The sequence below is a fragment of the Methylobacterium sp. UNC378MF genome (assembly GCF_900103195.1).
In the GTDB taxonomy this organism is placed as follows: Bacteria; Pseudomonadota; Alphaproteobacteria; order Rhizobiales; family Beijerinckiaceae; genus Methylobacterium.
Window position 1 is genome coordinate 62,028 of the sequence record NZ_FMWU01000018.1, and the last position, 17,901, is coordinate 79,928.

Genomic DNA, 17,901 nt, shown 5'->3' on the forward strand with positions numbered 1-17,901 from the left:
ACGCTCGATCCGGGTTCGCGTTCGGAAGGTCCGCGCCATGCATCCGGTTACGGATGCTTTCCCCTGATCTTCCCCGTAGAACCGGCCGCCTGACCGACCTGCATGCGAACCCCCCGATCCGATGACGAGCCCCGCGACCCTCGATACCTTGATGCCCCTCCTGGAGCGCATCGCCACCGCGCTGGAGCGGGCCGCGCCCGCCGCCCCGCCGGCCTTCGACCCCAATGCCGCTGACGCCTTCCTGTGGGGGCCCGAGCGCCGGCTGACCCCGGTGCCGCAGGTGGCGCGGGTGGAGATGGGCCTGCTCACCGGCATCGACCGCGCGCGCGACACCCTGGTGGAGAACACCGAGCGCTTCGCCCGCGGCCTGCCGGCCAACAACGCCCTGCTGTGGGGCGCCCGCGGCATGGGCAAGTCGTCGCTGGTCAAGGCGGCGCATGCCGAGATCAATGCCCGCCGCCCCGCCGGCAGCCTGCCGATGAAGCTCGTGGAGATCCACCGCGAGGACATTGAGGCCCTGCCGGACCTGATGGCTCTGCTGCGCCCCGACCCGCATCGCTGGCTGGTCTACTGCGACGACCTCTCCTTCGACGCCGACGATACCTCGTACAAGTCGCTCAAGACCGCCCTCGACGGCGGTATCGAGGGGCGGCCCGGCAATGTGCTATTCTACGCCACCTCCAACCGCCGGCATCTCCTCGCCCGCGACATGATGGAGAACGAGCGCTCCACTGCGATCAATCCCGGCGAGGCTGTGGAGGAGAAGGTCTCGCTCTCGGACCGGTTCGGCCTCTGGCTCGGATTCCACAAGTGCAGCCAGGACGAGTACCTGGCGATGATCCGCGCCTATGCGGACCGCTATCGCCTGGATGTCCCGCAGGAGCAGCTGCGCGCCGAATCCCTCGAATGGGCCACGACGCGCGGCTCACGCTCGGGCCGCACCGCCTTCCAGTTCATCCAGGATCTGGCCGGGCGGCTCGGCAAGACGCTGGACTGACGAGGTCTAGCGCCCGCTCGACCCGAATCCCCCTGCGCCTCGCTTTGAGCCGGGGCCGGGCGCGCCTTCAAGGACCGTCAGCACCGGCCGGGTGATCCGCGTGAAGACGAGCTGCGCGATCCGCTCGCCCGGCGCGATCTGGACCGGTTCCGCGTCGCTGCGGTTCCAGGCGGAGATCATCAGCGGGCCCTCGTAATCCGCATCGATGACGCCGGTGCCGTTGCCGAGCACGAGGCCCTCGCGGTGGCCGCGCCCCGAGCGGGGGAAGATCAGCCCGCACCAGTCGGGGTCGCGGATCAGCACGCTGAAGCCCGCCGGAATGAGGGCCGGCTGGGCCCGCGGCGGCAGGATCAGCGGCGCGTCGAGACAGGCGTACAGGTCGAGGCCTGCCGATGCGGCGGTCCCCCAGCGCGGAAAGCCCCAGCCGGTCAGTCGCGGATCGAGCAGCCGCAGGCCGACCTCGGGAAGGCCGCTCACGCGCCGAGCCGCGCGATCGCCGCGGCCATGGCGAGCGTCCGCCGGGCGGCCTCGACATGGAGGCGCTCGACCATCTTCCCATCCACCGCGACGACCCCGCGCTCACGGTTCTCCGGCGCGTCGAAGACGTCCATCAACCGGCGCGCCCGCGCGATCTCGTCGGCATCCGGCCCGAAGGCCGCGTTGGCAGCGCCGATCTGGCTCGGGTGGATCAGCATCTTGCCGTCGAAGCCGAGGTCGCGCCCCTGCGCGCATTCGGCCTCGAGCCCGTCCGCGTCGTTAAGGTCGGTGAAGACGCCGTCGATCGCCTCGATCTCGTAGGCCCGGGCGGCGGCCAGCACGGTCATCAGCCAGGGGATCAGGGCGGCCCGACCCGGCGGCCGGATCCGGGATGCCTTCAGCAAGTCGTTCGGGCCGATTACCAGGGCGCCGAGCCGCCCGTCCACGTCCCGGGCCGCGCCGGCGATCTCGGCGGCGTTGACCACTGCCATCGGCGTCTCGATCATCGCCCAGACCCGCGTCGCCAGGGGCGCCCCGAGCCGGCGCAGGCGTGAGCCCACGGCGATCAACGTGTCGGATGTGCGGACCTTCGGCACCAGGATCGCGTCCGGGGCGGCCGGCGCGAGCGCGACGAGATCGGCCTCGCCGTCCTCGGTCTCGGGCGAGTTGATCCGGACCACGATCTCGCGCTGGCCGAAGCCGCGCGCGGCCACCGCGGCGGCGACCTGGGTGCGGGCTGCCGCCTTCACGGCGGGAGCGGTGCCGTCCTCGAGGTCGATCAGGATCACGTCGGCGGGCAGCGACCGCGCCTTTTCAAGTGCCCGGGCGTTGGAGCCCGGCATCGCCAGAACGCTGCGACGGGGACGGATCTCGCTCATCACGCTTCTCCCGGGCCGGCGGCGCCCCATGGCGACGCGGATAGCTTTCCCCGCGCATCCCGGCAAGAACGCGGGTCGCGCATGCGGAACGACAGCGAGAATCGATATGGCGCGCTGGATCGCGGGACTGGACGGCTGCCGCGGATCCTGGGCGGGCTCACTCCTCGACCTCGACGATCCCGACCGATACCGCTGCGCCCTGTTCCGGGACGTTGCCGCGCTCCTCGATTCGCCGGAGCGGCCCGGCATCGTCGGGATCGACGTGCCGATCGGCTTGCCCGACCGGATCACCGGCGGCGGTCGGGCCGCCGATCGGGCGGCGCGCGTCCGGCTCGGGCCGGCGCGGTCGTCGGTGTTTCCGATGCCGCCGCGGCGCGCCGTCTACGCCTCCGACTACGCGGCCGCGAAGGCGGCCTCGCGGGATGCGAGCGACCCGCCCTTCGCACCCTCGATCCAGGGCTACAACATCTTCCGCTACGTCCGCGCGGTCGACACGCTCCTGCGGCAGCGCCCGGAGGTGCGTGCACGGGTGTACGAAGTCCATCCCGAGGTGGCCTTTCATGCCCTCAACGGCGGCCGGCCGCTCGGCCTGCCGAAGAAGGGTAAGCGCGCCCGGGAGGGCTTGGACCTCCGGCGGGCGCTCCTCTTGGCGGCGGGTCTGCCGGACGCGCTGATCGAGGCCCGGGTGAAGGGCATTCCGGAGGACGATCATCTCGACGCGCTGGCCGCCCTGGTGGTGGCCCGCGACATCAGCCTCGGGCTGGCCGTGCCGCTGCCGGACCCGCCGGAGCAGGACGCCTTCGGGCTTCCTGTCGTAATCTGGGCGCCGGCCTTGCGCAGGCCTCCCTGAGCCGGGGCACCGGGCGCGGCATCTGCCCCAGCGTGCTGTTTTGCACGCTGTCGCGAACGCGGCCGGTGTCCGTCTACGGGACGCGCTCTAACTCTCGCTGCATGAGCGCCGCGAATCCCCTGCCCGTCCGTCACATCGCCCGCGCGATCGTCCTCGATCCGCAGGATCGGATCCTGCTCATCGCCTACACCTCGGTCCATGCCAAAGGGCCGGACGGGAAGCCGCTCCGGTTCTGGTTCATGCCTGGCGGCGGCCTTGAGCCTGGCGAAGATCATGTCACCGCCTGCCGCCGGGAGCTGGAGGAAGAGATCGGCCGTGGCGATGTCGTGATCGGCCCGCAGGTCGCCGCCTGTGACGGCCCGTTCCACCTGTTCCGGCAGGCGCGGGACGCCCGGGAGCGCTACTTCCTCGTCCGCCTGCCCGACGACCGGGTCGACACCAGCCGCCTTGCCGAGACCGAGGACAACCCGCTGATCGGGACGCGCTGGTGGCCGATCGACGAGCTGCGCGCCAGCGGCGAGCATTTCGAGCCGGCCGGTCTGGCCGATCTCGCGTTGGATCTCGCGCGAGGGACTATTCCGGCCGAGCCGCGCGTTCTTGCTTGGCGAGAACTTTGAGTTCACTCCCGCTGTCGCGGAATTGTTCAACTGGAGACGACTTTATGTTCCCCGTCTACCTGACCGAAGGCTACCGGTCCTTTCTCCTCGATCGCTTCCCGACCGAGCGCCGGCGCTTCGCGCAGCTTGCGTCCAGTCAGAACCCGGAGATCTTGGTCATCAGCTGCTGCGACAGTCGGGTCTCCCCCAGCGCGATCTTCAATGCCGGCCCGGGCGAGCTGTTCACGATCCGCAACGTCGCCAATCTCGTGCCGGTCTACCAGCCCGACGGGCAGTATCACGGCACCTCGGCGGCCCTGGAATTCGCCGTCCAGGCCTTGGAAGTGAAGCATATCGTCGTGCTCGGCCATGCCACCTGCGGCGGCATCAAGGCCTACGCCAACAAGGCCAAGCCGCTCTCGCCCGGCGACTTCATCGGCAAGTGGGTCTCGCTCGTAGGGCAGGCCGAGGGCAAGGCCGGTGATCCCGGCGCGCCGGACTACCTGACCAAGCTGGAACACGCCGTGGTCGTCCAGAGCATGGAGAACCTGCTCACTTTCCCGTTCGTGAAGGAGCGGGTCGATGATGGCCGCCTGGAGATCCATGGGGCACATTTCGGCGTGGCCAGCGGCTCCCTCTTGGTGCGCGACCCGGAGACCGGCGCGTTCAAACCGCCAATCGACACGACCGGCCAGGCCGTCCGCTCCGTCGCCGCCATCGCGTGCGAGTGAGCGCACGGGGCCGTCGCTGAAGCGCGGGACGGGCCTGCGGTCCTGCGGGAGTCCGGTCTCCGACCGGTTCCCGTGACGCGCTCCGCCCGTTCCGTCCGGACCCACGGGTCCGGACTGTCCGCGGAGGGACCGCGTCACGCACCGCCCGCTGCGTCAGCCCGGCGTGCCGCGGCTGGGACTTCCAAACGACAAAGGCGGCGGGCTCGCGCCCGCCGCCCTCCGTTCGACCCGGCCGAGGCCGGGTCGCGAGTGCGTTCCGCCTTACATCGCGCCCGGGAGACGCTGGGCGTGGGCGTAGTGCATCTCCAGGGCCGGCAGGGCCTGCTGGGCATAGTTGCGCAGCGCTGGGTTCGGGCCGCCCTGGGCGTAGGCCTGGGTCATCGCGATGCTCATCTGATGCGCCTGGATCTGCTGGTTGGCATACAGGCGGTCGAAGCGCGGACCGGGCGGGGTTGCCGCCAGCTCGGCCAGCATCGCCTGCTGCTCGGGGGTCGGCGGCACGATCGTCGAAGCACCCGTGGCCCCCACGTCGCCCCGGCCGATCTGGGCGCCCGCGGCGGCGCCGCGCGCCGCGCCGGTACCTGCGCCCTCAAGACCGCCAACCGGGCCGCCCGCCAGCGTGCCGCCGACCACGCCGGTCGCCGCACCGACGCCGGCGCCCACAGCGCTGCCGGCCACCGCGATCGGCGCCGTGACCAGACCGCCGAGGCCGGGATCGCCCGCAACGCCGTTCATCTGGCCGCCGGCCAGGGCCACGTTGGCGGCGCGGTGGTCACGGATCGCTTCCTGGGCGTAGGAGCGGATCTTCGGGTTGCGCGACTTGGACAAGGCAATCTGAGACGACTGGATTTCGAAGGCGTTCGCCTGCATCGACTGCAGACGGAAGTCGTTGGCGCTCTGAGCCAGGGCCGGGGTCGACAGCGCCAGGACGAGCGCGGACGCGGCAGCGTAGTTCTTCAGCATCGGGACCTCTGTTCGAAATGGACTCGCGAACTGCGGAAAGGCGCCGCATGCGCAGCACGGAAGGCTTGGCGACACACTTGGCGCCGGAACGTTCGCGGATTGGTGCGTCAACGAGGGTATGGGCTTATGGTTCCTGCCGTTTTTGCCCCGGACACCGTCGTGCCCGACTGGAGCCGCTCCCGCGTGCGGGCCGCCGACCGGGCTTGCTGACGGCCATCCGGCCGGGCTTCGGCCGCGGCCGGTGCAGGCTCACTGCGGCGCGGCCGTTGAGGCATGCGAGCGTCCCGTGACCTTCGCCGCGGTTCAGATCCTGCGCGGCGCCGCCGCCCTCATGGTGGCGTGGCACCACGCGCGGCACGAGGCTGGGCTGATGGCCGGTCGGGGAGCCGGCCCGACCCTTGATTCCGCGACCCTCCTGCCCTGGTGGGGCGGGGTCGATCTGTTCTTCGTCATATCCGGCTTCGTCATCGTCCATGCCGGTGGCCGGCTGGCCGGGCGGCCGGGCGCGCATGTCCGCTTCCTCGCCCACCGGGTTGCCCGCGTTGTGCCTCTCTACTGGCTGGTGAGCCTGCTCTACCTCGCCCTCGCCCTGACGCGGCCGGATCTGCTCGGGGAGGCGGCAGCGCTGGCGCGCGATCCCTCCGCCCTCGTCGCGAGCTTCCTGTTCTGGCCGGCGGCCCGGCCCGACGGCACCATCCAGCCGCTCTACGGCCTCGGCTGGACCCTGAACTACGAGGCGCTCTTCTACGTACTTTTCGCCGCGGGCCTCGGCCTCGGCCGGCGCGGCGCCGTCGCCTGGCTGTGCGGGACCCTGACCGTCCTCGTGGCCGTCGGCGCCCTCGTGCCGGGCCTGCCGGTGCCTCTGCGCTTCTGGTCGGATCCGATCGTGCTCGAATTCGCCGCCGGCGCCGGACTCGCCCTCGCCTATCGCGCAGGGTTCCGGCCGGCCCTGCCCGTGCGCATCGCACTCGCGATCCTGGGCGTGCTCGGGCTGGTCCTGGCGGCGCGGGTGCTCGCGGGCCTCGGCGAGGCCGACGGGGGCCTGCGCCCGCTCCTCGTCGGAGGGCCGGCCGTCCTGCTGGTGGCCGCCGCCCTCGGGCCGGCCCGCGACGTCGCGCAGGTCGCTCGGCTGCCATCCCCCATGCGCGGCCTCGTCGGGCTCGGCGACGCGTCCTATGCCCTCTACCTCGTGCATCCATTCGCGCTGCGCCTCGTGCGCGAGGGGCTGCTCCGGTTCGGCCTGGCCCCTGCCCTGCATCCCTGGGGCAGCATGACGCTGATGCTCGCGGTCAGCGTCGCGGCGTCGCTGGCGATCCACCGCCGCGTCGAACGGCCCCTCACCCGCGCCCTCCGGAAGCGGCTCGATCCGGGCGCGCCGTAAAACCGTGTGCGTGCCGCGTCGACCCCGGTTCCACAGGGCGGCCGGTCGGATTAGCCTCGCGGGCCCGAGGAGGAGGCCAGCATGAAGACCCTGCTCGTACCCGTCGCGATGCACGACGCCCTGCCCTCCGTCTTCGAGACGACGCGGCTGGCGGCGACGCGCTTCGGCAGTCTGATCGAGGGCGTGTCCCTGCGCCCTGCGCTTGCCGAGTACGTGCCCGTCGACATGGTCGGCGGCATGACCTGGCTGCGTGACGAGGAGGCCGACCGGGCCGAGGCCGAGGAAGCGGGCGGCCGCTTCGTCGCCTTCATGGATGGGGCCGGCATTCCGCGGCATGCCCGCGACGGGCTCTGCATACCGGACCGCGTGCCGGATGCCGGCCCACGCTACCGCTGGCGGCAGGACGTACCCACGGGGGACGCATTCCTGGGCCAGTACGCGCGGCTGTTCTCGGCGACGGTGGTCGGACGTCCAGGCACGACCGATAACGCCCCGCGCATGACCACCTTCGAGACGGCCCTGTTCGAGAGCGGCCGGCCCATCCTGCTGGCGCCGCCCACCGCGCCCACGAGCCTCGGGGACGCGGTGGTCATCGCCTGGAACGGATCCACCGAGACGGCCCGGGCGGTGGCGTTCGCGATGCCGTTCCTGCGACGGGCCGAGCGGGTGCTGGTGCTCAGCGTCGAAGGCGGCATGGTGCCGGGCCCGACTGCCCAGGATCTCGCTCAGGCCCTGGCCTGCGAGGGTGTGGACGCGTCGCATCGGGCCCTGCCGGCCGGCCGGCGGGTGCCCGGCGAGACTTTCCTGGTGGAGGCGAAGGCCTTCGGCTGCGACCTGCTGATCAAGGGCGCCTACACCCAGAGCCGCCTGCGCCAGATGATATTCGGCGGCGTCACCAGCCATGTTCTCGCCTATGCCGACATGCCGGTGCTGATGGCGCATTGAGCGGAGCGCGACCGAACCGATTGCATCCTGGGACGCACCGGGAACCGGCGCCCGTCCTTGGCGTTCGGCTCCCGCATCTGGATGGCGCGCCGCCTGGAAAGGAGCCCCGTGACGAGCCCCGTGAGACGTCTCTTCCTCGCTGGCCTTCTGGCGATCGCAGCCGTTCCCTGCGCACGAGCCGAGCCGATGACGGTCCGGTTCCGGGGAATCGTGGTCAGGGCCGACTCGGAGCGCCTAGACGTCCGCCGCGCCAGCGGCAGCACCCTCGCCGTGCGGATGAGCCCGCGCACCCGGATCTACGCAGTCAACGGCGCCAGCCTCCGGGGTATCAAGCCGGAGAGCTACGTCAGCGTCCTCGGCGCACCCGGCTCCGAGCCGCGGCAGGCGGCCGCGGTGACGCTGTACTCGCCTTCTGAACGCGGCTTCGAGGCGGGCAGCCAGCCCTGGGACACGGCGCAGGGCGCGAGCCTGACCGCCGGCTGGGTCGCTGACCTGCAGCGGGGGACGCCGATGCGGCTGACGCTCGCCTACGGGGGCGGCCAATCCTCCTTCGCGATTCCCGAGGACACGCCGGTGACTCAGCTCTCCCCCGGCGAGAAGGCGATGCTCCAGCCCGGCGCCGCCGTGACGATCTTTGCGCGCTCCGGCACCGACGGCGGGCTGGAGGCCGGGACGATCGCGGTGGGTCGCCAGGGCGTCGTGCCGGGGCTCTGACCCGGCCGGCCGGGACGCTGTGTCACCGACGGCGCAGCAAATTCGCGCGCCGAAGCGGAAGCTGCGCTACATCGGTCGGCGATGACCGAGCCAGCCTTTACCCTCGATCCCCGCCTCGCGGCCGACACGGCCGAAGTGGGCGACCTCGCCCTGTGCCGCGTGCTGCTGATGGACGATGCCCGGTTCCCGTGGCTGATCCTGGTGCCGCGCCGCCCCGGCCTCACCGAGATCACCGACCTCTCCGAGGGCGATGCTGCCACGCTCTGGCAGGAGATCCATCTCGCCACGGGGGTGATGCAGGCCCTGTCCAAGCCCGACAAGGTAAATCTCGGCGCTCTCGGCAATGTGGTGTCCCAGCTCCACGTCCACATCGTGGGCCGCTTCCGCTCGGATCCCGCCTGGCCGGGGCCGGTCTGGGGATTCGAGACCCGCAAGCCCTACCCGCTCCACGCCCGCGCCCAGCTCCTCGAGCGCGCCGGCGCCCTCTTCTCCGCGGCCTGACCTTGGCATGACCGATCCACGCGACACCCTCGGCTTCGTCCGCAACTGCCTGGTACGCCACTCGGCCGAGCAGCCCGAGGAGTCGGTGCCCGCCTTCGACACCGCCGAAGCCCGCCTCGTTCTGATCTGTGGCGACCGGATCGTGCTGCGCGGAGAGACCGCGCTGATCGCCCCTGCGGAGGCCGTCGGCCTCGAAGGCGGAACGCGCATCTTCCTCGGGCACCGGGACGGGCGGCCCGTCTTCGCCGCCGCCGCGCCCGCCGAAGCGGCGGAGCGCTTCGCCGCCGCGCCGACCCGCACCCTCGACCTCCGGTCGATCGCCACCGAATCCGCCGTGGAGGCTGAGGAGCTCGGCCTTCTCGCCGTGGCCAAGTCGATGCTCGACTGGCACGCCCGCCACGGCTTCTGCGCCAATTGCGGTACCGCCACCGTGGCAAGGGCCGGCGGCTTTCGGCGCGAATGCCCGAGCTGCAGCGCCCACCATTTCCCCCGGGTCGACCCGGTGGTGATCATGCTGGTGCGCCGGGGCGACACCTGCCTGCTCGGCCGCGGGCCGCATTTCCGGCCGCACATGTATTCCTGCCTCGCGGGCTTCCTGGAGCCCGGCGAGACTATCGAGGACGCGGTCCGCCGCGAGGTGTTCGAGGAGACGCGGATCCGCGTCGGCGCGGTCACCTACCGGACGTCGCAGCCCTGGCCGTTCCCGTCCTCGCTGATGCTCGGCTGCGCCGCCGAGGGCCTCGACGCTGCGATTGTGACCGATCCGAGCGAGCTGGAGGATGCCCGCTGGTTCACCCGGACCGACGTCGCGGCCATGCTGGCGGGTGCGCATCCGGAAGGGATCCAGGCCCCGCCGCCCATGGCGATCGCCAACTACCTGATGCGCGCCTTCGTGGCCGGCGAGACCTGATCCCGAGCGGCTCGGCTAGCCGGGCTTGCCGGCGCTCCGGCTCGGATTGTCCGTGGGGTCGATGTCGTTCAGCCCGAACGGACCGGAGCCGTTCTGCTCCGCCTGAACCGGGAGAGCGCCCCGCATCTCGGAAAAGGCTTCGCCCACCATCAGCAGCGCCGGTCCGTCGGTCCCCGCCGCCTCGATCCGGTCAGCCAGATCGGCGGCCGTGCCGCGCAGGGCCTGCTGGTTCGGCCGCGTGGCGTTGAACACGAGGAGCGCCGGGGTCGATGGCGCCAGCCCTTCTTCCACCGCCCGCGCCAGCAGCGCCCGCAAGGTGCGCTTGGGCATGTAGACCACCGTCGTGACGCTCGGATCGGCGAGCGCGCCCCAGTTCAGATCGTCCGGGAGGGCGCCGCGGCGGTCGTGACCCGTGACGAACTGGAGCCGGCGCGCGGCGTCGCGATGGGTAAGGGACAGGCCGAGGCTGGCCGCTGCGCCTTGCGCGGCGGAGACGCCGGGCACCACGCTGACAGGGATGCCGGCCGCCCGGCAGGCCTCGATCTCCTCGCCCGCCCGGCCGAAGACCAGCGGGTCGCCGGATTTCAGCCGCACCACCTGCTTTCCCGAGCGCGCGAGCTGGACCATCAGCGCGTTGATGTCGTCCTGACGGCAGGACGGGCCGTGGCCGGTCTTGCCCACGAGCATGGTGCGGGCCTCGCGGCGGGCGTAGTCCAGGATCTCGGGAGCGACGAGGTCGTCGTACAGGATCACGTCGGCATTGCGGAGCGCCCGCAGCGCCTTGAGGGTCAGAAGCTCCGCATCGCCCGGGCCAGCTCCGACCAGAGTCACCGCGCCGCCTTTCGGGGCGGCTTCCGTTTCACCGAGCAGTTCCGCGAGGTCCGTACCGGACGGCGCGCGGTCCGGCTCCGCGAAGGCCCGGTCGGTGAAGCGCTCCCAGAAGAAGCGTCGGTCGGCGAACCCGTGGAAGCGGGCGGTGACGCCGTCGCGCCAGTCGCGGGCGGCCGCGACCCATCGACTGAACCCGCGGGGCAGCATCGCCTCGATCCGCGCGCGCACGGTCTGGCCGAAAACCGGGGCGGCGCCCTCGGTCGAGATGCCGACCACGAGCGGCGAGCGGTTGACGATGGCGCCGAACTTCACGTCGCAGAGATGCGGTCGGTCCACCGCGTTGACGATGGCGCCGGCCCCGCGGGCGGCCGCCACGAAGGCGACACACTCGGCCTCGTCCTCCATGGCGCCGATGCAGAAGGCAGCGCCCCAGAGATCGTCCGGGCTCCACGCCCGTTCGTGCAGGACCACCTGCCCGTCGACGATCTCGCCCGGCACCGCGCGCAGCTCCTCGCTGGGCTCGGGGGCGTAGACGTCGACATGGGCGCCGGCCGCGGCGAGGACCTTCACCTTCCAGGGCGCGCCGCCGGAGGAGCCGGCCAGCACCACCCGTTTGCCGCGCAGCGGCACGAAGACGGGCAGCACCGCCAGCGGCTCGAGGCCGGCGGCCTTGGTCTCGCGAGGCGCGCGGGCTGCGCGCAGGGGAGTATCGGTCACGGGCCTGTCCTGAATCGTCTCGAACCGGCCTCTCCCGTAGGCCCCCTGATCCTGAGGTGCTGCGCAGCAGCCTCGAAGGAGGGCTCCAGGGATCGCGCGGCCGGCTGGAGGCTCCTACGAGGCGGCCGCTGCGCGCCCGCACCTCAGGATGCGGTGGTCTGGTAGGACGGGCCGGTCTGTCCTCGCCGACGAGTGTATCAGAAGATCACGCGGCGCGGGCGGTCTGCGCGGCCAGCATCTTGCGGATCTCAGGGATGCACGAGCCGCAATTCGTTCCGGCCTTGCAGGCGGCGCCCACCGCCTCCACGGAGGTGGCGCCCCCGGCCACGGTCGTGGCGATGACGTCGGCGCCGACGCCGTGGCAGGCGCAGACCACCGGCCCCGCCGAGGCGGTGGCCGCGCGGCCCGAGAGCAGCGCCCGCCGCGCGGCGGCGTCGGGCGCCTCGGTGGCGAACAGGGCCTTGGCGGCCTCCCAGCCCGGCCGTTCCCCGGCGGGCGCGTAGGCGAGGCAGGCGACCAGGCGGTCGCCGTCGTAGACCGCGCAGCGGTAGCGGTCGCGGGCGTGGTCGGCATATTCCGCCAGCTCGCAGCCCGACAGCGCCTCGCTTTGGATCAGGCCGCGCACCATCAGCGCCACCGCCCGGGAGCTGTCGGCGGTGGCGAACTGCGCGCCCCATCCGCCGGTGATCGCGGCGCGCGCCCACCACCAGCCCTCGGGCATCGCCACCTGCCGGCGCGTCAGCAGGAAGCCTCTGGCCCGGTAGGCGACCGGCGCGATGGAGGCCGGTGCCGCTTTCAGCTCGGGTTGTCCGGACACCGGGTCCGGCATGCCGCGCACCAGCGCGCCGACCCGGGCCTTCGACGCGAAGGCGCTGCCCCAGTGCATCGGCATGAACAGGCTGCCCGGCGCCACCGCGTCGGTCACCATCACCTCCAGCTCGGCCTCACCGTGCTCGGTCGTCAGCCGGGCGATGGCGCCGTCGGCGAGTCCCCGGGCGGCAACGTCTTCGGGGTGGACCTCCACGAACGGGACGGCCCGGTGCGCCGACAGGCGCTGGCTCTTCCCGGTGCGGGTCATCGTGTGCCAGTGGTCACGCACCCGACCGGTGTTGAGCACGAAGGGGAACGCCTCCGAGACCTCCTGGGCGAGGCCCGGCGGCTGCACCGCCACGAAGCGGGCGCGCCGGTCGAAGGTGTAGAACCGGCCGTCGCCGAACAGCCGCGCCTTGCCCTGCGGTGCACCCCGGAAGCCGGAGCGCTTCGGGATGGGCCACTGCACCGGCAGGGTCACGTCGTAGGCGGCGTCGCTGATCTCCGCGAGTGCGCCGAGATCGAAGTCGCGGGTACCGTTGTTCTCGTAAGCCGAGAGCCCGGCATGCTCGCGGAAGATCGCGGCGGCGGAGTCGAACGCGAAGGCCCTTCCGTGGCCGAGACGGCGGCCGACGTCGGCCAGCGCCGCCCAGTCGGGCCGCGCCTCGCCGGGGCTCGTGAGGAAGCGGCGCTGGCGCGAGATCCGCCGCTCGGAATTGGTGACGGTGCCGTCCTTCTCGCCCCAGGCCTGGGCGGGCAGCAGCACGGTGGTCCTACCCCGGCCCCGGGCGGTGTCGGAATCCGCCACCGCCTCGGACACCACGTAGAGGTCGAGTCCGGCGAGCGATTCGCGGATCGCATCGGCCCGCGGCATCGAGACCAGCGGGTTGGTGCCCATCACCCAGAGCGCCTTGATCTTGCCCCGGCTGACCGCCTCGAACAGCGCTACCGCCTTCATGCCCTCGCCGGTGATGATCCGCGGGGCACCCCAGTAGCGGCGTACCCGGTCCACCTCCTCCGGGGTGAAGTGCATGTGGGCGGCCAGCATGTTGGCCAGACCGCCGACCTCGCGCCCGCCCATGGCGTTGGGCTGGCCGGTCAGGGAGAACGGGCCCATCCCGGTCTCGCCGATGCGGCCGGTGATCAGGTGGCAGTTGATGATGCTGTTGCCCTTGTCGGTCCCCTGCGCCGACTGGTTCACCCCCTGCGAGAAGGCCGTGACCACCCGGCGCGTGCCGGCGAACAGGGCGTAGAAGGCCGCGATGTCGGCCTCCGGCACGCCGGTGACGGCGGCGACCGCCGCGAGATCCGGCGCGATCTGACGGGCGCGGTCGAGGGCGCCGTCGAGGCCGGCCGTGTGGGCATCGACGAAGGCGCGATCGCGAAAACCGTGGTCGGACAGGTAGACCAGCAGGCCCGAGAACAGGGCGGTGTCAGTGCCCGGCCGGATGCCGAGGAACAGGTCGGATTCCTGGGCGGTCTGGGTCCGGCGGGGGTCGATCACCACGAATTTGGTCCCGCGGCGCTCCTTGGCGTCGGCCATGCGGCGGAACAGGATCGGGTGGCACCACGCGGTGTTGGAGCCGACCAGCACGATCAGGTCGGCCTCGTCGAGATCCTCGTAGCAGCCCGGAACCGTGTCGGAGCCGAAGGCCCGCCGGTGGGCCGCGACCGCGCTCGACATGCAGAGCCGCGAGTTGGTGTCCACGTGCGGCGTGCCGATGAAGCCCTTCGCGAGCTTGTTGGCGACGTAGTAATCCTCGGTGAGGAGCTGGCCCGACAGGTAGAAGGCGATCGCGTCCGGCCCGTGCTCCGCGGCGATCGCGCTGAGCTTCTTCGCGACCGTGTCGAGGGCCGCGTCCCACGAGACCTGGGCGCCGTCGACCTGCGGGTGCAGCAGCCGGTTCTCCAGCGACAGGGTCTCGCCCAGCGCCGAGCCCTTCGAGCACAGGCGGCCGAAATTGGCCGGGTGCTCGGAATCGCCCGCGATGGTGGCGCCGCCCTGCCCGTCCGGGGTCGCGAGCACGCCGCACCCGACCCCGCAATAGGGGCAGGTGGTCCGCACCGTCGGCGCCGCCACTGGCTGGGTCATAGCTCGAGTCCTCGAAGGGTCGTCCCGGATGGGAGCAAGCTTCGCGCCGCCGTTTCCCCCCTCCCCTTGCGGGGAGGGGTCCCGGCGCTCAGTACACGTCGGCCTGATACCGACCGGCCTTCTTGAGAGCCGCGAGATAGGCCACCGCGTCCTCGGGGCTCTTGCCGCCGAACTGCGCCGCCACGTCGATGATCGCCCGCTCGACGTCCTTGGCCATGCGCTTGGCATCGCCGCAGATGTAGAAATGCGCGCCGCCCTCGAGCCACTTCCACAGCTCGGCGCCGTTCTCGCGCATCCGGTCCTGGACGTAGGTCTTCTCCTTGCCGTCCCGGGACCAGGCCAGGGACAGGCGTGTGAGCACCTTGTCGTCCTTCAACTGGTTCAACTCGTCCTTGTAGAAGAAGTCCGAGGCCTGCCGCTGGTGGCCGTAGAACAGCCAGTTGCGGCCCGGTGCCTGCGTGGCAGCGCGCTCGCGCAGGAAGGCGCGGAACGGCGCGATCCCGGTGCCGGGGCCACACATGATCACGTCCTTCGACAGGTCGGCCGGCAGGCCGAAGCCGTGCGCCTTCTGGAGGTAGACCTTCACCTTGGTCTGCTCGGGCAGGCGCTCGCCCAGATGGGTCGAGGCGACGCCGAGCCGCAGCCGTGAGCGGTGGTTGTAGCGCACCGCATCCACGGTCAGCGAGACGCGGCCGACATCCATCTTGGGCGAGGATGAGATCGAGTAGAGCCGCGGCTGCAACTCGTCGAGCGCCTCCAGAAACACCTCGGCGTCGGGCCGTGCGCCCGGGAACTTGTGCAGCGCGCCGAGCACGTCGAGATAGGCGGCATCGCCGTCCGGATCCTCGCCGGAGGCGAGCGCCTGCGCCTTCTTGCGGGCCGGCCCCGAGGTGAGCAGCGACAGGAGCTGGTAGAGGTTGTCGGGCGCGGCGCCCAGCGCGTAGTTGATCAGCAGGTGCTCCCGCAGGGTCCTGTCGCCGATCACCCGCTCGGGTCGGGCGCCGAGTTCCGCGATCACGGCGTCGACCAGCGCCGGGGCGTTGGCGGGGAACAGGCCGAGGGAGTCGCCGACCTCGTACTGGATCGGCGTGCCGTCGAGGCCGATCTCGATGTGCCACGTCTCCTTCTCGCCGCCCGGATCGTTGAGGCGGCGGCGGGACAGGAACAGCGCCTCGACCGGGTTCTCGCGGCAATAGCCCAGCGGACCGAGATCGGCCGCTGCCTTCGGGGCGTCGTCCTCCGCCCTCGGCGCGGCAGGGGCGCCGCCGGCGGCGCCGAACTCCTCGTCCAGCTTCTTGAGCATGCGCAGGGTCTCTTTGCCGCCGGGCTGGCAAAGGTTCAGGCGCGCCTCGTTCTTGAGGAAGATCGCGTTGGCGTAGTCGGCGCAGTTGTAGCCGCACTGGCCGCAATCCTGCTGGGCCATGGCGGCCATCAGCTTCTGCGGCTCGGGGCGATCCTTGGCCATCTCCATCCGCTCGCCGATCGGCACGGAGGGGTCGTGCCAGGGCGCGTCGTCGTTGTCGGCCAGCTTCGGGCCGGTCGCCGGCGCCTCGCCGGAGGCCAGCGCCGTGGCACCCGCGACGGCGGGGCCGAGCAGAGCCGCGAAGTAGCCCGACAGCCAAGCGCGCTGGTCCTCGTTGAAGGGCGCGGTCTCGGGGATCAGGACGAGGGGGGGCGAGACGTGCTGGGTCATGCGGCGGCCCTCAGGGCAGGCTGGTCCTCGGCGGCGTCGCGGAGCGCCTCCGCGCCGGTGCGGCTAGTGAAGGCCTGGAAGCTCTCCTCGGGGCCCTGCCGGAGGGCGAGGTAGGCGCGCAGCAGCGCCTCGACGCGGGAGGGCGCATCCTCGGCTTTGACGGCCTTCCAGATCTCGGTGCCGATCTTCGGGTTCTCGGCGAAGCCGCCGCCGACCACGACGTCGTAGCCCTCGACGGTGTCGCCCTCCTCCGAGACGACGACCTTGGCGCCGATCAGCCCGATATCGCCGATGTAGTGCTGGGCGCAGCTGTGGTGGCAGCCGGTGAGGTGGACGTTCACCGGGACGTCGAGGTTCGGCACGGCCCGCTCGACGTGGTCGGCGATGATCAGGGCGTGGCTCTTGGTGTCGGAGGCCGCGAACTTGCACCCCTTCGCGCCCGTGCAGGCCACGAGGCCGGAGCGGATGCCCGCAGCCCTAGTGGTGAGCCCCAGCGCCTCGACCCGGGCCTCGACCTCGGCGACCTTCGCGTCCGGCACCCCGGAGAAGATGAAGTTCTGCCAGACGGTCAGGCGGATCTGGCCGTCGCCACACTCGGCGGCGATCTTGGCCAGCGCCCGCACCTGATCGCTCGTCATCTTGCCGACCGGCAGGACCACGCCGATCCAGTTGAGGCCGGGCTGCTTCTGGGCGTGGACGCCGACATGGGCGAACCGATCGGTGGGCTTGCGCGGCGCCACGTGCTCCGGCGCGACCCGGTCGAGCTTGCGGCCGAGCTTCTCCTCGACGGCGGCGAGGTACTTGTCGAAGCCCCAGGCGTCGAGGACGTACTTCATCCGGCTCTTGTTGCGGTTGGTCCGGTCGCCGTTCTCGATGAACACCCGGATGATCGCGTCGGCGACCGCGTTGCAATCCTCCGGCTTCAGCACGATCCCGGTGTCGCGGGCGAGGTCCCGGTGGCCCGAGATGCCGCCGAGGACGAGGCGCATGTAGATGCCCGGCGGCACGGTAGCGCCCTCGAGAACCTCCACCGCCTGGAAGCCGATATCGTTGGTCTCCTCCAGGGTCGGCATGACGCCGCTGCCGTCGAAGGCGACGTTGAACTTACGCGGCAGGCCGTAGAGCGAGCGGTCGTTGAGGATCCAGTTGTGCCAGGACTTGGCGAGCGGGCGCGTGTCCAGCAGCTCCTGGGCATCGATGCCGGCGGTCGACGAGCCGGTGACGTTGCGGATGTTGTCGGCGCCCGCGCCGCGGGCGGTGAGGCCGATATCGGTCAGCCCGTCGAGGAAGGGCTGGGCGTGCTCCGGGCTGATCTCCCGCACCTGCAGGTTCGCCCGGGTCGTCACGTGGACGTAGCCGCCGCCGTGTTCATCGGCGAGGTCGGCGACGCCCGCGAACTGCCAATGGTGCAGGATCCCGTTCGGGATCCGCAGCCGGCACATGTAGGAGACCTGGTTTGGGGCGACCCAGAACAGGCCGTGGTAGCGCCAGCGGAAATTGTCTTCGGGCTTCGGCTGCTTGCCGGCGGCGGCCTCCTGGATCAGGCGGTTATGGCCGTCGAAGGGGTTCTCGGCGCGCTTCCACTTCTCCTGCTCGCAGAGCTTGCCGCCCTCCTTGACGGTCCGGTCCTGCGCCTTGATGTGGATCGCATCCGGGCCCGTAGGCTCGGCGGGCGGCGCGGCCGCCCCGGCCCCGCCCGAGGCGAGGCCACCGGTCAGGCGGACGGCAGCAATGCCGGAGGCGAAGCCCTCGAGGTAGCGCTTCTGCTCGGCCTCGAATGCGCCGGCGGCGGTCTGGGTGGTGGTCTGGGACATC

16 protein-coding genes are annotated in these 17,901 nt (G+C 71.6%); 9 read left to right on the forward strand and 7 right to left on the reverse strand.

Annotated features, from left to right (window positions below; all coding sequences use genetic code 11):
* Positions 1 to 121 precede the first annotated feature (121 nt).
* The gene (locus BLT59_RS19225) at positions 122 to 997 is read left to right on the forward strand and encodes an ATP-binding protein (protein ID WP_091783885.1); all 876 of its coding nucleotides are present in this window, start codon (positions 122 to 124) and stop codon (positions 995 to 997) included.
* A gap of 6 nt (positions 998 to 1,003) precedes the next feature.
* Here the strand turns inward: BLT59_RS19225 and dut are convergent, their stop codons facing one another.
* Both dut and BLT59_RS19235 read right to left on the reverse strand, forming a co-directional pair.
* A complete protein-coding gene (gene dut / locus BLT59_RS19230; protein ID WP_091783887.1) occupies positions 1,004 to 1,474 on the reverse strand; it encodes a dUTP diphosphatase in 471 nt (156 codons plus the stop codon).
* On the reverse strand, positions 1,471 to 2,352 hold the full coding sequence (locus BLT59_RS19235; protein WP_091783890.1) for an HpcH/HpaI aldolase/citrate lyase family protein: 882 nt from the start codon (positions 2,350 to 2,352) through the stop codon (positions 1,471 to 1,473). The genes dut and BLT59_RS19235 overlap by 4 nt, the downstream gene beginning before the upstream one ends.
* Positions 2,353 to 2,458: 106 nt before the next feature.
* Between BLT59_RS19235 and BLT59_RS19240 the strand changes: the two genes are divergently transcribed.
* The 3 genes from BLT59_RS19240 to BLT59_RS19250 all read left to right on the forward strand — a co-directional run bounded on the left by BLT59_RS19240 (position 2,459) and on the right by BLT59_RS19250 (position 4,529).
* On the forward strand, positions 2,459 to 3,202 hold the full coding sequence (locus BLT59_RS19240; RefSeq protein ID WP_091783892.1) for a DUF429 domain-containing protein: 744 nt from the start codon (positions 2,459 to 2,461) through the stop codon (positions 3,200 to 3,202).
* A gap of 101 nt (positions 3,203 to 3,303) precedes the next feature.
* Positions 3,304 to 3,819: an NUDIX hydrolase gene (locus BLT59_RS19245; RefSeq protein ID WP_091783895.1), complete on the forward strand. Its 516-nt coding sequence runs from the start codon at positions 3,304 to 3,306 to the stop codon at positions 3,817 to 3,819.
* A gap of 44 nt (positions 3,820 to 3,863) precedes the next feature.
* The gene (locus BLT59_RS19250) at positions 3,864 to 4,529 is read left to right on the forward strand and encodes a carbonic anhydrase (protein ID WP_091783898.1); all 666 of its coding nucleotides are present in this window, start codon (positions 3,864 to 3,866) and stop codon (positions 4,527 to 4,529) included.
* A 261-nt stretch (positions 4,530 to 4,790) separates the two neighbouring features.
* Here BLT59_RS19250 and BLT59_RS19255 read toward each other — a convergent pair whose 3' ends face one another.
* The gene (locus tag BLT59_RS19255; protein ID WP_091783901.1) at positions 4,791 to 5,492 is read right to left on the reverse strand and encodes a DUF4142 domain-containing protein; all 702 of its coding nucleotides are present in this window, start codon (positions 5,490 to 5,492) and stop codon (positions 4,791 to 4,793) included.
* Between the two features lie 286 nt (positions 5,493 to 5,778).
* On the opposite strand from BLT59_RS19255, the gene BLT59_RS19260 reads away from it, so the two are divergent.
* The 5 genes from BLT59_RS19260 to nudC all read left to right on the forward strand — a co-directional run bounded on the left by BLT59_RS19260 (position 5,779) and on the right by nudC (position 9,943).
* Positions 5,779 to 6,873 (forward strand): acyltransferase family protein, encoded by a 1,095-nt coding sequence (locus BLT59_RS19260; RefSeq protein ID WP_091783905.1) that lies wholly within the window; start codon positions 5,779 to 5,781, stop codon positions 6,871 to 6,873.
* Between the two features lie 81 nt (positions 6,874 to 6,954).
* The gene (locus tag BLT59_RS19265) at positions 6,955 to 7,818 is read left to right on the forward strand and encodes a universal stress protein (RefSeq protein ID WP_091783908.1); all 864 of its coding nucleotides are present in this window, start codon (positions 6,955 to 6,957) and stop codon (positions 7,816 to 7,818) included.
* Positions 7,819 to 8,004: 186 nt separating this feature from the next.
* Positions 8,005 to 8,532 carry a hypothetical protein gene (locus BLT59_RS19270; RefSeq protein WP_244514054.1) on the forward strand — a complete coding sequence of 176 codons (528 nt, stop codon included), beginning with the start codon at positions 8,005 to 8,007 and terminating at the stop codon, positions 8,530 to 8,532.
* An 81-nt stretch (positions 8,533 to 8,613) separates the two neighbouring features.
* Positions 8,614 to 9,033 carry an HIT domain-containing protein gene (locus tag BLT59_RS19275; RefSeq protein WP_091783911.1) on the forward strand — a complete coding sequence of 140 codons (420 nt, stop codon included), beginning with the start codon at positions 8,614 to 8,616 and terminating at the stop codon, positions 9,031 to 9,033.
* Positions 9,034 to 9,040: 7 nt separating this feature from the next.
* Positions 9,041 to 9,943 (forward strand): NAD(+) diphosphatase, encoded by a 903-nt coding sequence (nudC, locus tag BLT59_RS19280; protein WP_091783914.1) that lies wholly within the window; start codon positions 9,041 to 9,043, stop codon positions 9,941 to 9,943.
* 15 nt (positions 9,944 to 9,958) lie between these two features.
* Here the strand turns inward: nudC and cysG are convergent, their stop codons facing one another.
* From cysG to BLT59_RS19300, 4 genes are all read right to left on the reverse strand, one after another.
* Positions 9,959 to 11,491 (reverse strand): siroheme synthase CysG, encoded by a 1,533-nt coding sequence (cysG, locus tag BLT59_RS19285; protein ID WP_244514055.1) that lies wholly within the window; start codon positions 11,489 to 11,491, stop codon positions 9,959 to 9,961.
* Positions 11,492 to 11,696: 205 nt separating this feature from the next.
* Complete coding sequence (locus tag BLT59_RS19290) at positions 11,697 to 14,393, reverse strand: nitrate reductase (RefSeq protein ID WP_091783917.1); 2,697 nt, start codon at positions 14,391 to 14,393, stop codon at positions 11,697 to 11,699.
* An 88-nt stretch (positions 14,394 to 14,481) separates the two neighbouring features.
* Positions 14,482 to 16,086: a sulfite reductase subunit alpha gene (locus BLT59_RS19295; RefSeq protein ID WP_091783920.1), complete on the reverse strand. Its 1,605-nt coding sequence runs from the start codon at positions 16,084 to 16,086 to the stop codon at positions 14,482 to 14,484.
* On the reverse strand, positions 16,083 to 17,900 hold the full coding sequence (locus BLT59_RS19300; protein WP_091783923.1) for a NirA family protein: 1,818 nt from the start codon (positions 17,898 to 17,900) through the stop codon (positions 16,083 to 16,085). The genes BLT59_RS19295 and BLT59_RS19300 overlap by 4 nt, the downstream gene beginning before the upstream one ends.
* Position 17,901: the final 1 nt, after the last annotated feature.